Origin of the sequence: Paenibacillus mellifer (assembly GCF_023195895.1) — a bacterium.
Taxonomy (GTDB): domain Bacteria; phylum Bacillota; class Bacilli; order Paenibacillales; family Paenibacillaceae; genus Fontibacillus; species Fontibacillus mellifer.
In genome coordinates this window covers 40,565-54,681 of record NZ_JALPRK010000021.1, presented here as the reverse complement: position 1 = coordinate 54,681, position 14,117 = coordinate 40,565, and the positions used below count along the sequence as shown (strand labels likewise).

Here is a 14,117-nt window from a genome sequence, read left to right as displayed (position 1 = left end):
GCATATCGCGCAGAAGTGGAGTGAGAGAGGGAAAAATCGGCAGGGTACAAGAGAGTATCGTGACGCACGCCATATATTCACATATCTGAGATTTAACTTTTGCTCTTCCGTCCTTTCATAATCTCCCGCCGCTTCTTACGAAGCTCAGGAAGTTGCTGAATAAATCCCGTCCAAGCACCTAGCACCTTGGGCTCCCTTAGCAGCATATAAGCGTTACTTGCGATCTCAAAGGCCAGCAATTTCGGCAGGTGTTTAACCCAATGGGAACCACTCAGATTTTTATAAATCATTTTGTAGCGATTGATGTAAGAATATCGGCGGATGGCAAGAGGCTGTTGATTTCGGCTCCCTTTCTTCCATCCACGTGCATGAGTTGCCAACGCATCCGCACAATAATAAGCCTTCCATCCCAGCAAATTCGCTCGCCAGGCTACATCTACGTCTTCCTTATACGCAAAAAAGTCTTCATCAAAAAACTCTCCCTGCATCGAAATCTCCTCGATCATGGCCCTTCTGTACACTGCGGCAGCTCCAGACACACCAAACACCTCTCCGGATTCCCCCCACTTAGTGGCTGGTTCACCAGCCCCGCGGTCCACCGCACGCCAGATCCCGTTCATCAGCAAACCGGTGCTGTCTACAATATCGGGGGAAGACTTTAATAGAAGCAGCCCTGTGGCACTGCCAACCTCCCGATGGCGATCCATCAACTTCACAATCCGCTCCACATATTCAGCCCCCAGCTCTACGTCGGGATTCAGCACCAACACATAATCGCTTTGTGTCATGCGTATGCCTTGGTTATGCGCAGGGGCAAAACCGGAATTGGAAAGATTGGGAACAAACTGAACCCTTGGCTGGCCTAGGTCCTTAATGTATGAAGAGACCCGATCGGCCGTCCCATCTTTAGATGCGTTATCTATGACGAGGATTTGGTCGATTGGATAGGTCTGTTTCAGAACAGCGTCCAAGCAATCCGTGATATCCTCGGCACTATTGTAAGTTACGATTTGTACGGTAACAGAATGAACTGGGGTCATTAGCATACGTTCCTTTTTATTAATGAGTTATAAAAATTATAGCAAAGCACATCCATCACGTACATCACAGTTGACGAACTGCCGGTTATTCATTATGGTGTTCCTAGTAAATAGGATATCAGAGGAGCTAGTATGCTGAAAAAAGCTAAATTAGAAGACATCGAGATTTTGCGGGGCGTCGCCTTTTTAGCCGTGGTCCTTCAACATGTGATTGCCGGTGTTTTTTATCAACCGGGCGTAACCCCCGCAGCTATGGTCATGGGGACAACGTTTCTGGGATTGACTCGTTTTGCCGTCCCGCTTTTCGTTTTTATTACGGGGTTGGTGTTATTTTATAACTATGACGGGAAGTTGAACTATGTAAGCTTTCTACGTAAAAGATTCTACCAAGTCGTTCTTCCTTACTTGACATGGACGCTATTTTATTACGTATGGGTCAGCTTCTTAAGCGGTGTTGCACCGTCTACAACCTGGAATGAGCTCCTTAACCTCATCAAGGTCTCTTTAACGGGGAAAGCCTCATACCATCTCTGGTTTATGGTCATGATTATTCCTTTTTATCTATTATTCCCCTTATTTCGAGTCCTGATTTCAAAAGATCGAAAGGGATCAACCAACCTCATTGTTGTCCTGGCCTTTTGGGGTGTGAATTTACTCTTGGTCTATGGCTTGTCCAAGGGTTTAATTACTTCGGATACCCGGCAGCTCGGCTTTATATTTGACTATTTGGATCGTAATTTTCTATTCTGGATTTTCTACTTCTTGTTAGGCGGTTTGGCAGGGCTGTATTATGAGGTGTGGAAAAAATTCATCAATAAATCCAAATATATCGGGATCGCAGTTTTGTTGGTTTGCTTCTACCCGATTGTTAACCAAATCCTTCATATCAATCGCGGAGCAACCGATAATCGATACCTCTTTAGCGCGAACGTAACCGCTCCGCTTAAACCGTTAATGCTGGTGACCATTACAATTATGATCCTACTCGTCTTTTCAGTCGTAATGCGGATCTCTCATAGGCAAACAAAAATCACCAAATTGCTTTATCTTTTTGGAAAATACTCTTTTGGCACTTACCTCATTCATGCGTTTGTTTTGCGTTTCACCAATCATCTGGCTGTCGATTACCTAAGTATGCTGGATGTGTTCTCGCAATCGGTGGTTTCCTTTGTGTTGTGCTCATCCATTAGCTTGTTTTTAACCATTTGGTTAAGTAAGATGAAAATCACAGTGGGTGAGATCTGGGTAGGGAAGGTATAGTCCTGCGGAAATCCACTTAGGTTGGACTGGAGTGAAGATGTTGACCATTGAATCACTATACAGCAAGAACTCAGGTAGGAACCTGACCATCAATGGTTTAAGGGGACTGTTAGCTTTAGCTGTGGTCCTGTACCATGGGTACACGGGAATGACGACATCCCATTACCTGAAGGAAATCCCTTTTGCCCAGATTGAGTACGCAGGTCCATTTGCAGTAAATATATTTTTTATCATTAGCGGATACTTGATTCTACAAAGCTTGATTCGGAGCGGCAACGTCAGACGTTTTATACTTCATCGCGTGCTGCGGATATATCCCGTCTTTCTAGTCATCCATTTATTCATATTCACCGTTGGGCCCATCATTCACTATGAATGGCTGACGGATCTCACTTTAACGCAGTATATCCTCCACTTTGTTTCGAACTTATTCATGCTGCCGGGGATATTCGATCTGCCAGCGGCACAGATCGTCGCTTGGTCGCTTAGCTTTGAGTTTGCTTTTTATATAATTATCTCTGTTTTTTATTTTGGAGCCCGGACCACATCGACTTTGATGAAATTTTTATGCCTATCTTCTGCCGCTGTAGCATCTATCTTCTTGATTTATAAACATCCGGTCATGCTTTACTTCGTTGTTGGGATTCTATTATGCTTATATTTCGATCGGATTTCCGTACGAATAAGATACAAGTACCAATCCTGGTTTTTCCTCAATGGTGTTATTTTTTTGCTGATTTCGTTCTTGGTTTATGATCCAAATAATTTCTGGAGCTTGTCGCTTTCTTTGATTTTCAGCTTCCTGTTCTTTTTCACAGTGCTTTGTGAAGAAGGCGCGCTTACAAAGCTAATGAAAAGCCGGGCATTTCAATACTTAGGGAATATCAGTTATAGTTTGTATTTGTGGCATACGGTTGTGATGTTTCCCGTTAAGAGGCTGATTCCCCTGTTCGGGTTAGAGCATCTCAATTCGTACGTGTTGTGGGTGGGTTTTACCGGGGTATCGCTGCTTATTTCCGTTATGGTTTCGCGTGTTTCGTATCGGGTTTGGGAGATCAGATTCGTAAAGGCGATCAAAAGCAAAAATCGCTGAGCCTAAAATGGCTTCAGCGATTTTTATGCTTCGGGCCTTGCTATTTCGGATCTCTTCCATTCGTGCAAAAATGCCTGCAACCCTTCCATCCATGGCCGCAAGTCAGTCAAGCCGTTGGTCCGAATGGACAGACGTTCCATCACGGAGTTTCGCGGTCTAGGGGCAGGACGCGGAAAATCCTCTGTGGTGCAAGCTTCTACCTTCACAGAAAAGGAAGTTCCTAATATATTTTCAGCTTCTGCAAAAATCGCCTTCGCGAACTCATACCAGGTGCATTCCCCAGCATTAGAAGTATGGTAAATGCCATATTTCTCTGTCTGGACCAACTCCAATAGGAATCCGGCCAAATCGAGGGTGTAGGTCGGCGAGCCTTTTTGATCGTCCACTACGTTGAGCAGTGACTTCTCTTGGCCAAGCTTAAGCATCGTTTTCACAAAGTTGTTTCCATGTAAGCCATACACCCAGGAAGTCCGCACTATAAAAAAGGCAGAAGACAAACTCTGAACCAAAATTTCTCCGGCTCGTTTCGACTTCCCATAGACGCTTTGGGGGTTAGTGTTATCGTATTCGTGGTAAGGGGAACTAGCAGTTCCATCGAAAACGTAATCCGTGCTGATGTAGCAAAACTTAGCTTTCACCTTCTCGGCAGCCAGAACCATATTTCGGGTTCCCACCGTATTGACTGCGTAAGCCGTATCTATATCGGTTTCCGCCTGATCAACAGCAGTGTAGGCCGCACAGTGGATCACAACATCCGGTTTAAATTCGGCAACCTTCACCAAACATATCTCGCCATTAGTAATGTCAAGTGTATCACGATCACAAGGAAGCACCTGATGTCCCGCCTGATCAAAGAGACGAACCACATCTTTGCCTAACTGCCCCCCTGCACCAGTGACAAGCACTCTCATGATGACTCACCCAAACGGTTGCCGTATTGTTTGGCGTAATACTCCTGGTACGCCCCTGTTTGAATTTGGGTCCACCATTCCTTGTTGTCCAGATACCAACGAATGGTTTCCTTAATTCCAGACTCAAACGAGTGCTTTGGCTTCCAACCAAGCTCCTTCATCGTCTTCGTCGGATCGATACCATAACGGCGATCATGCCCTGGGCGATCCTCCACATGTTTAATCAAAGATTCTGGCTTGCCGAGTTGCTCCAGAATCGTACGGACAATATGCAGATTGGTTCGCTCATTATTTCCGCCAATATTGTAAACTTCGCCATCACGTCCTTGATGAATGACGAGATCGATCGCACTGCAGTGATCCTCAACGTACAACCAGTCACGGATATTTAGTCCGTCGCCATAAACAGGTAACGGCGCATCAGACAAGGCTTTGGAAATCATCAACGGAATCAGCTTTTCCGGGAATTGATACGGTCCGTAATTATTGGAACAGCGCGTGATAATTACGGGAAGTCCGAAGGTCTCATGATATGCGCGAACTAACAGGTCCCCGCCGGCCTTGCTTGCCGAATAAGGACTGTTCGGAGCAAGCGGCGTCTCTTCCGTAAACAATCCGGTTTCACCCAACGTTCCATAAACCTCATCCGTAGATACTTGAACGAACTTCTTGACTCCATGCTTTTTCGCCGCATCAAGCAGTACTTGTGTCCCCAGCACATTCGTCTTCACAAAAATATCCGGCTCCAAGATACTACGATCCACATGCGACTCAGCCGCAAAGTTGACGACAATATCAACGTCTTGGCCAATTAACTCATCCATTGCCTTAGTGTCCGTTATATCCGCCTTCACGAAGGTATGGTTCGGATGGCATTCCACTGATTTCAGGTTTTCCAGGTTTCCGGCATAAGTAAGTGCATCCACATTCACCATCTTGTATTCCGGATGCTGTTTCAGCATATATAAAACAAAGTTGCTGCCGATAAACCCGGCACCACCTGTAACGAGAAGTTTCATGAAAGGAATCCTCCTAATCAAAATTCATTTCCGCTTCCACGAATGTCGGATGCCTCCGGTCTTTGTCCGAAAGCAACGGCTCACTAACCGGCCAATCGATGTTTAAAGCCTGATCATTCCATAATATGCCTCGATCATGTTCCGGCGAGTAGTATTCGTCTACTTTATAGAAAACTTGGGTGTTTGGCACAAGGGTGCAGAACCCGTGTGCAAAGCCCTTTGGCACCAATAATTGACGTTTGTTATGTTCGCTAAGGATAACCCCCACCCATTGACCAAACGTCGGCGAACTCCGGCGTATATCCAGAATCACGTCATAAATGGCTCCAGCTAATACTCGGATTAGCTTCGTTTGAGCTTTAGGCTGCAATTGATAATGCAGACCTCTCAGAACTCCCGGTTCAGCGGACAATGACTGATTATCTTGGATAAAATCAAAGGTTAATCCAAGTTTCTTCATCTCGGATTGATTATAACTTTCCATAAAAAAACCCCGGTGATCCCCATGTACCACCGGTTCCAGCAACATCGCGCCTTTCAACTTAAGCGGACTCATCCTCATATCCCGCCCCTCCTGCTCTACCGTTTGAGTTTGCCAAACTCTTCACCAAACATTAAATCTTGGGCGAGTTCATTGGCTCGCGCCAAGGATTCATGTGTCCCAGCATCCGTCCACCAGCCTTGTAGGATGTCATAAGTGAGCTCCCCACGTTTAATATATGCATTGTTCACATCCGTGATTTCCAATTCTCCACGGGCAGACGGCTTTAGGGATCGGATAATCTCAAATACATGATGATCAAACATATAGATGCCTGTCACCGCATAATTAGACTTAGGATTCTGGGGCTTCTCTTCAATGGAGACGATTCGCTCTCCTTCAAGTTCAGGTACCCCGAATCTAGTAGGGTCTGGGACTTTCTGAAGTAGGATTTTTGCTCCTGTCTTTTGATGTTTAAAATGATTTACTGACGGAGTGATATCATCAGCAAACACATTGTCACCGAGGATAACGACCATTAGATCCTCACCCACAAACTGCTCGGCCAATCCAAGGGCTTGGGCTATCCCACCCGCTTCATCTTGAACTTTATAAGTGAATGAAACCCCCATTTCACTGCCACTGCCGAGTAAACTTACGACATCCCCCATATGCTCTTTACCGGTAACTAAGAGGATATCGGTGAGCCCGGCTTGTTTCAACTTATGGACAGCATGGAAAACCATGGGGTATTTCCCCACGGGGAGAAGGTGTTTGTTGGTGACTTTAGTTAAGGGATATAGGCGGGAGCCTGTCCCGCCGGCTAGGATGATGGCTTTCATTTAACGATGCCCCTTTATCCTGTATTATCAATTCAACTTGCGATATTGAATGTTCAATACTACCGTGATGATTCGTACATTGAATCTAGCATGTTATTAAAAAGGTTTGTTTCTCCTCACCAATTTGGATATCTTCTTGAGCAATATAAAGAATATTTCCATACAAGACTCTTAGGATATTAATCTCTTTCAATAAATTGTTACGTTAGGTGGTGCCTTTCATATGAGTTTTAATAAGTCTTTTTTCCCGTCAATTTCAGCGTATGAGAAAAGACCAAGAGTCCCCCCCGGTCTAATTTCGTTGATGTGTACAAGATCATGCTTTCGGGCCCATGTACCGCCTTCCTTATACATTGCAGTCAACGATTTAACTTCATTCTCCAATAAAATAATCCAGTCATTAATACGATTAAAAAAATTAAGTTTCCAATAAATATCACACGATTTTCATTATATGCGTTGGATAACGTATAATAAAATTCCAAGTAAATATTATTACTATATTTTATTTGTTCAGTATATAGATTAATTTCTGGTTTCGTTGAATACCAAAAGGCATGCTCTTCATCAACCAAATCAAATTCGACATACGCTTCTTGTTTGTTCATTTGTTTTAAGTCTGATGATATATCAACTTGTAAACTTACTGTTACATCATTCTTTGAATCTAGCTTGAAGGGAAATCTCTCCCCTTCCCAACGAATCAACTGATGATTACTATCAAAAACATGATAGGATAGAAAAACATTATCATTATACAATTCCTTATTTTTATATAACACATTAACATCGGCAGTAAATGTTTTACTATATTGACTTTTAGAATTAACTGAAATAGTTACATTTGCTGAGGCGGATGCACTGGCCGTGATGGTGTTAAAAAAAATATAGAGAATCACTGAACAGAAGAATATTTTTTTCATCAAATCACCTACATTAATTTATTGAAAACTTTGTTATATTCCGAGGCAACCTGCTCCCAATTTCTTTTGCTAAATTTTTGATAAAGTGAACTTTGACAAAAAAATAGTTCTTCTGAATTCTGGAAAGCCCACTCAATTTTAGTTGCTATGGAATACGGATCATACGGATCAAATAGCATTTTCCTTTGCAACTGAACGTCTTCAATTTCTTCTATTACTGCTGGGATACTACTCATAACTGAAGGAGTCCCAACTGAATAAGCCTCGGAAAAAGTGAAAGGAAAGCCTCCTTCAAACAATGTCGGATTTACTGCTACTTTTGCAAAACAATTAAATGCTGCTAGTAATTCGGAACTCATATTACTTATGATGAAAATATCATTATCCAAATGGTTATCTCTACAAAAGTCAACCAATTCTCTGTCGAAACGAAAGTCACCGGTAACTATTAATTTAATGTTAGTTTGCAAATCAATATTTAATATTCTTATTGATTTGATAAGATTAGGAATGTTTTTATGTGGTCTAAATTGCGATGAATATATGACATAGTCCAGATTTTCTATATCCACATTATAAAGTACGTGCCCTGTCGAGAGAGTGGAAGTAACGTATCTATTAATGATTTGTTTAGCGTTTTGCTTTTCAGAATAATAACGTTGAAGCGATTTAGATACTTTGATGTGCTCGTACATATCAATATTTGCATGTTTAATAACAGTCACTTTACTTGGGTCTACACCGCATTTATTAACCAAGTGATCATTTTTCACTTGTTCGCTATAACAAATCAAGTGGTCGGCTACAGCAATGCTTTTTCTAATACGATCATGAACTTCCCCTACTCCTATAAATTGAGTTGGAAAATCATAAAATACTATATCAGGTGCAGCAAGAACCTTTTTGCAATTCAAGTTAACAATTTGGGGCCAAATCATTGAAGGAATGAAGCATACCCTTATATCTTTCCTTCTGTTAATTATTCCTACAACTCGATTTAATTCGTTATCGATTACCAATTGATATACAGAACCCTTTATAATATCAATAGATTGTTTTAATTTTTTGGCTATCCTATTAACAGGTGTGGTTTTTCTTATTCTTCTTCCAATAAATGATAAAAATGAAAATATAAACCAAATAATCCCCGACAATACTAGTATAGGAGACAAAACAACTGAAGATACAACTAATAGGATGGTCTTAATTAATAATAACCAAACTGAAGTTGTACTAAAAAAATTCGAGATTATATTCCTAACAAAATCAATAAACTTTCTTTTTAGTTTATTAACTAAATGACTAATTTTTGAGAATTGAACTTTGGGAGTGCGTCGTTCTTTTAAATAATTTTTAACTTTAACTCCAAAAGGAACATTTTGAGTAGAAACTATTTCAAAGCGATCTAACGAAATTTTATTATCTTCAAACAATTTTTCAACTGAATATCTTAGCCACTTAGGGCAAAAAATTGTTATACTATCTTTTTTACTTTCTTTAAGAATAAATGCAAGGAGTCTTCCAATACCTTCAGTTGTAAGGTTGGAGCCAGGTTGAAACCCCAAAAAAATACCTATCTTCTTCATAACAACTCCCTCCATATATTTGCTACTATATCATCACTAATTGGCATTTCTATATTTAGAGTCGACACAATTTTCTCGTTTTTATCATTTTTTATTAATACCTCAGCGATAACATTTTTATTCAAATTGAATTTAGTGTAATTAAAAAGGGTACTCGATAGTTCTTTTTCTATATCCCTATAAAATAAAAAGTCATGTAAATAGATTTTTTTAGAATAGTTAGCTGCTAATGAGACTTTAAAGGATATATTTTCGATATTATACGGGAAGATTACCATTGAAGCTCGTGCATAAAGAGCTTCGTATGTCCCCTTATCAAGATTTACATACAAATAAATATTGTTTTTTAGTAACTCAGAAGATTGTACAAATTCGTTTAAATCATCAACCAATTTATAATTAGATTGATTTGCACTAATATTATTTAAATATATTTTAATTTTATGTCCATTATTAACGAGTCTAAAATAGTCACATATATCATTGAAGTACTTTGTTACTAAGTCAGGTTTTTTTAAATCCATTTCCACAAGAACAAAATCACTATCCAACTCTAAATAAGTATTATTTTTTTTCTCTGATGCTACAAATGGAATTAAATAAATTTTATCTTCTCTTATACCAATATGTTTTACCAACTCTTTCTTTACTTGTTGTGAGTGGGTAAATATAAAGGAAGCATTCTTTAAATTTGAAATTTCAATTGGAGATATTGCTCTGTAAAAACGCTCACCAATATTCTCAATATATAATCCATATGGTTTTATCGGAGCTATAGGATGTTCAAGTTGACCGTAAAGAAATAACCACATGTCCGCGTCCACAAAATTTTTAGCATAGTCTACAGGCATAATATATTTTGAAAACCATAGTGATTTATCTTTAAACATCAAATCTAGGGAATTAGAGGTATTGCTTGCGGAAACCACCTTAAAATCATACTCTCTAATAGAGATATTATCATTAGGTATCTCCAAATAATCGTCACTAAATGTAAACTCATTCTTATAAATGTTAAGTACCATGTTGTAATTCTCATTTATCATTTTAAGTCCTACATTTAGCGACTTTGCTAAATCAAGATAATTGACAATATGCCCCTTTTCTAGCTCATGCGGCATGAAAACGGCAACTTCCCTATGTTCTTCAATACTAAAATTGGAATCCTTTATGATCGGCAGGAAGTTTTGTTCCCATAAAATCTTGTTATACGTGTATGAAAATTTATCAAGTATAACTTTTTGATCTGAAATGATACCCTCTATTAATTCAGTATCGTTTTGTAGTATCCTTTGTACTTTTCTTTTAGCTTCTTTAACATCTTTGCATCGGCCTGTTTGACGTTCTCCTCCCAAAAAACTCAAGAGACTGCCTTCCATGTAAACAACTGGCATGCCTGCAATCATTGCCTCTAATGGATGATAGTGAAGATGTCTTGTGTCAGTTGAATGGTAATACATAACTTTTGACTTTGTATATAATTCATTAAGTTCATCTCGCTCAAGGAAACCTGTTACCCTCTCATCCTCAACTGGAACTGGCTGATTACCGGCAATTAAATAATCGAAACCTCTAAAATCCTCAATAAATTGATCATAGATTTTTTTGGCTTCAGGAACATAATTTATTCTTGTACAAAAGAATAGTAGCTTATTCCATTCCCCTGTCCACTTATTTTCAACCTCATAAAATTCTTTTGGAAGACCGAGTGGCATATATACCGCATTTTCTTTATAAATATTTTCTTCAACATCAGCCAAGTTAGGATAGCATTGTGAGAACCAAAATCTCCCTCTAATTTGTTGAAGTTTATATTTGTCACTATTTGTAAAATAACAATCGATTAATTCAGAATAATTCTTAAATCTTGAAGCCCCTACGCCAAAAGCTCGAAAAAAGATGTTGCCTTTAAAATTATGGATTAACTTTCTTAATATCGAGAACGAGGTATCAGTATATGTTATCGCAGTGCTAAAATATTTATTTATGATATTTGATATTTGGAGCGGCATTTCATATTCAGAGGTAAAATCATAATTATTCAAAATTTGTAACTCTTCATCGGGTAAGGTTAATGTACAGTCATATTCGTAAGTAATCGATCCACTAGCTTGTAATATTTCCTTTAAAACAACTTTCGGTGTAAATATCTCAAATCCCAAATCTCTTATTAATGGGAGTTCAAATTTACTTAAGGTATCATGGTTTAACAACCATAAAATTCTTTTTTCTTTCATTTTCGTCCTCCCAAAATTGATGTTTATCTCACCGAGTTTTTATAGTAATCTATAACCTCTTGTGGTTCCCCATCCATTAAGATGTTTCCACCTTTAACTAAAATCACGCGATTACAAACTTCTTCAATTGTATTCAAATCATGGGAAACCAAAACCAATATTTTGGCCTTCCCCATCAATCCCATCATTCTTTCTTTGGCCTTAACAGCAAAAGAAGCATCTCCCGCACCGATTACTTCATCAAGAAGAAGAATTTCGCCGTCTATCGATGTGGAAATTGCAAATGCTAGACGTATAAGCATACCAGAAGAATACGAGCGAATGGGGTAATCGATAAATTCACCTAACTCAGCAAAATCAATTATTTTCTGCTCTTGTTCTTTTATCCTTTTCGGGGTTTCTCCAAGCAATAGACCACGGTACATAATATTCTCTCTACCTGTGGATTCCAGATCAAATCCCAACGCTAAATCAAATAGAGATCGAATCTCTCCCTTAACTTCGAGCATCCCCGACTTAATGGGGTAGATCCCTGCTATCGTTTTCAACAATGTACTTTTTCCTGCGCCGTTATGACCAATCACTCCAACTTTTTCGCCTTCTCTAATATACAAATTAAAATCCTTTAAGGCGTGCACATCATCTAATTTTTCTTTTTTCTTTTGCAGTTTCAGCAACGAAAACACTTCTTGTTTTAGTGTCGTTGCATTATAAATATGCGAAGGGTAATATAAATTTACATTTTCCATTTGAACATAGTATTTATCCATTGTTTTCCCTCAAATGTTTTATAAATAAAATATAACTTTTCTGCTATTTTTCTTGTATATGCTCCCAGCCCATAATGAAAATACAAGTATTGTCCCTAAAGTGTATAGGTAATCTGTGATTGTGGGCATAACACCGTTCAAGAATGGATCTCGAATTAAGTTTAGTATGTGAGTTATTGGATTCAAATTGAAAAGTGCCTCTAGTGTTGGATTTGTGGTAAACATATCTTTTTTAAAAAATACTGGTGATACATACCATACAGCCTGTATCACTAAAGCCATCACTTGAGGATAGTCCCGATACTTAGCATTAGTAAAGCCAGCAATAGTTGTAATAGCCCAAGATAGACAGAAATATAATAAGGTAGTTAATGGAAGGGTGATCAGTCCCAAAATCACATTTGCGGGACTAACGATCAGCATCCAGAACCCTAAGGACAACATCGCAATCACAAACGTAATTGTGAAGACAAGCGCTGACCTTAAGGTATAGATAATTACGGGGTGATTAAACTGACGAATATATTGTTCGCCAGTCATAATCGAGTACCCTCCACCTATAAAAGAACTACTAATAAGCTCCCATACAATTAGCCCAGAAAGTACATATGGTGCATAATCAGCAAATGACATATTAAAGACAGTTCCAAAAACCGTTGACATCAATGCTGTAAGCAGCAACGGATTCATGAACGTCCATAAAATACCCAGTTTGGATCGTCTAAACTTGTTTTTCAGTTCCGCTCGAACCAGATGTGACCAAAAGTATCTGGTTTGATAGATCTTCCGTATTATGACTTTCAACGTGTTACCTCCAAATCTATCTCTCAGCCTACAGGTTGTTCTGGCAATGGTAGACAAGTCGATTACAAATATAATCGATTTCATCATTAGTTAGCGTTGCATTTGTAGGAATGTTAAATCCGCGAGAAGAAACCTGATCAGCTATAGGATAATTGGCATTCTCTTCATAATAGGGTGGCATCTGATGCATTGGATAGAACAATGGACGTGTCTCAATTCCATCTGCTTCTAACAAGGACATCATCTCGTCTCGGCTTGCTTTCACCTTATCATTAAGCAAGATCGAAACCATCCAATACGTATGTTTCGCCCAAGACATTTCAGGTTGCAAGGTAAATAAATCGTTAAACTGCGATAAAGATTCTATATATTGAGTTGCAACTCTTCTTCTCTGTTCTAAATGCCATTCAATATTTTCAAGCTGTCCTAAACCAACCGCTGCTTGCAAATTCGTCATTCTGTAGTTATACCCAATTTCATTGAACCAATATCTCTTGTTGGGATCCATAGCTTGTCCTCTTAGAAGCCGCATCTTTGCTGCCAAATCTCGATTATTGGTAGTGATCATACCGCCTTCGCCGGTAGAAATAACTTTATTACCAAAAAAACTGAATGTAGCAACATCTCCAATAGACCCCACGACTTTCCCTTTATACTCCGCACCATGCGCTTCTGCTGCATCTTCGATAACAAATAAGTTGTGTTTTCTAGCGATCTCCATGATTGGATCCATATTTACTGGATGCCCGTAGATATGAACTACGATAATCCCTTTTGTTTTGGGCGTGATTTTCTCTTCGATTTTATAAGGATCTATGTTCCACGAGTCATTTTCGCTATCTACTAACACCGGGGTAGCCCCACAATATTTAATAGCATTTGCAGTGGCGATATAAGTAAACGTAGGAATAATGATCTCGTCCCCCTCACCGACTCCATAAGCTAATAAAGGCAAGTGAAGAGCTACAGTCCCATTGGCGCAAGAAATCGCATGTTCTGTCCCGCAGAAATCCGCGAATTTCTCCTCAAATTGTGTTACGTATTTTCCGTTTGCGGATATCCAACCTGTATCTATACAATCAAGGACATATTTTCTCTCATTCCCATTCAGTACAGGACTTGCTAAAGTAATTCTCTGAATAGCTTTCATC

13 protein-coding genes are annotated in these 14,117 nt (G+C 39.3%); 2 read left to right on the top strand and 11 right to left on the bottom strand.

What is annotated here, in order from left to right; genetic code table 11:
- Nucleotides 1-92: 92 nt before the first annotated feature.
- Entirely contained in the window at nucleotides 93-1,040 is a 948-nt protein-coding gene (locus M0651_RS18795) for a glycosyltransferase family 2 protein (RefSeq protein ID WP_248553265.1), read from the bottom strand.
- A gap of 132 nt (nucleotides 1,041-1,172) precedes the next feature.
- Between M0651_RS18795 and M0651_RS18790 the strand changes: the two genes are divergently transcribed.
- Together M0651_RS18790 and M0651_RS18785 are read left to right on the top strand one after the other, a co-directional pair.
- Entirely contained in the window at nucleotides 1,173-2,300 is a 1,128-nt protein-coding gene (locus M0651_RS18790) for an acyltransferase (protein ID WP_248553264.1), read from the top strand.
- A gap of 37 nt (nucleotides 2,301-2,337) precedes the next feature.
- Nucleotides 2,338-3,393, top strand: a complete 1,056-nt coding sequence (locus tag M0651_RS18785) for an acyltransferase family protein (RefSeq protein WP_248553297.1) — start codon at nucleotides 2,338-2,340, stop codon at nucleotides 3,391-3,393.
- A 23-nt stretch (nucleotides 3,394-3,416) separates the two neighbouring features.
- Here the strand turns inward: M0651_RS18785 and rfbD are convergent, their stop codons facing one another.
- The 10 genes from rfbD to M0651_RS18735 all read right to left on the bottom strand — a co-directional run bounded on the left by rfbD (nucleotide 3,417) and on the right by M0651_RS18735 (nucleotide 14,116).
- Nucleotides 3,417-4,304, bottom strand: coding sequence for a dTDP-4-dehydrorhamnose reductase (gene rfbD, locus M0651_RS18780; RefSeq protein ID WP_248553263.1), 888 nt, complete (start codon nucleotides 4,302-4,304; stop codon nucleotides 3,417-3,419).
- Nucleotides 4,301-5,323, bottom strand: a complete 1,023-nt coding sequence (gene rfbB, locus M0651_RS18775; protein ID WP_248553262.1) for a dTDP-glucose 4,6-dehydratase — start codon at nucleotides 5,321-5,323, stop codon at nucleotides 4,301-4,303. The genes rfbD and rfbB overlap by 4 nt, the downstream gene beginning before the upstream one ends.
- A gap of 13 nt (nucleotides 5,324-5,336) precedes the next feature.
- Nucleotides 5,337-5,885, bottom strand: coding sequence for a dTDP-4-dehydrorhamnose 3,5-epimerase (gene rfbC, locus M0651_RS18770; RefSeq protein ID WP_248553261.1), 549 nt, complete (start codon nucleotides 5,883-5,885; stop codon nucleotides 5,337-5,339).
- A 17-nt stretch (nucleotides 5,886-5,902) separates the two neighbouring features.
- The gene (locus M0651_RS18765; protein WP_248553260.1) at nucleotides 5,903-6,646 is read right to left on the bottom strand and encodes a sugar phosphate nucleotidyltransferase; all 744 of its coding nucleotides are present in this window, start codon (nucleotides 6,644-6,646) and stop codon (nucleotides 5,903-5,905) included.
- Between the two features lie 359 nt (nucleotides 6,647-7,005).
- The gene (locus M0651_RS18760) at nucleotides 7,006-7,569 is read right to left on the bottom strand and encodes a hypothetical protein (RefSeq protein WP_248553259.1); all 564 of its coding nucleotides are present in this window, start codon (nucleotides 7,567-7,569) and stop codon (nucleotides 7,006-7,008) included.
- A gap of 8 nt (nucleotides 7,570-7,577) precedes the next feature.
- Nucleotides 7,578-9,155 (bottom strand): glycosyltransferase, encoded by a 1,578-nt coding sequence (locus tag M0651_RS18755; protein WP_248553258.1) that lies wholly within the window; start codon nucleotides 9,153-9,155, stop codon nucleotides 7,578-7,580.
- Nucleotides 9,152-11,392, bottom strand: a complete 2,241-nt coding sequence (locus tag M0651_RS18750; protein WP_248553257.1) for a glycosyltransferase family protein — start codon at nucleotides 11,390-11,392, stop codon at nucleotides 9,152-9,154. Before M0651_RS18750 ends, M0651_RS18755 begins: the two co-directional genes overlap by 4 nt.
- Nucleotides 11,393-11,415: 23 nt before the next feature.
- Entirely contained in the window at nucleotides 11,416-12,162 is a 747-nt protein-coding gene (locus M0651_RS18745) for an ABC transporter ATP-binding protein (RefSeq protein WP_248553256.1), read from the bottom strand.
- A gap of 18 nt (nucleotides 12,163-12,180) precedes the next feature.
- A complete protein-coding gene (locus tag M0651_RS18740; RefSeq protein ID WP_248553296.1) occupies nucleotides 12,181-13,050 on the bottom strand; it encodes an ABC transporter permease in 870 nt (289 codons plus the stop codon).
- Nucleotides 12,995-14,116 carry a DegT/DnrJ/EryC1/StrS family aminotransferase gene (locus M0651_RS18735; RefSeq protein WP_248553255.1) on the bottom strand — a complete coding sequence of 374 codons (1,122 nt, stop codon included), beginning with the start codon at nucleotides 14,114-14,116 and terminating at the stop codon, nucleotides 12,995-12,997. Before M0651_RS18735 ends, M0651_RS18740 begins: the two co-directional genes overlap by 56 nt.
- Nucleotide 14,117: the final 1 nt, after the last annotated feature.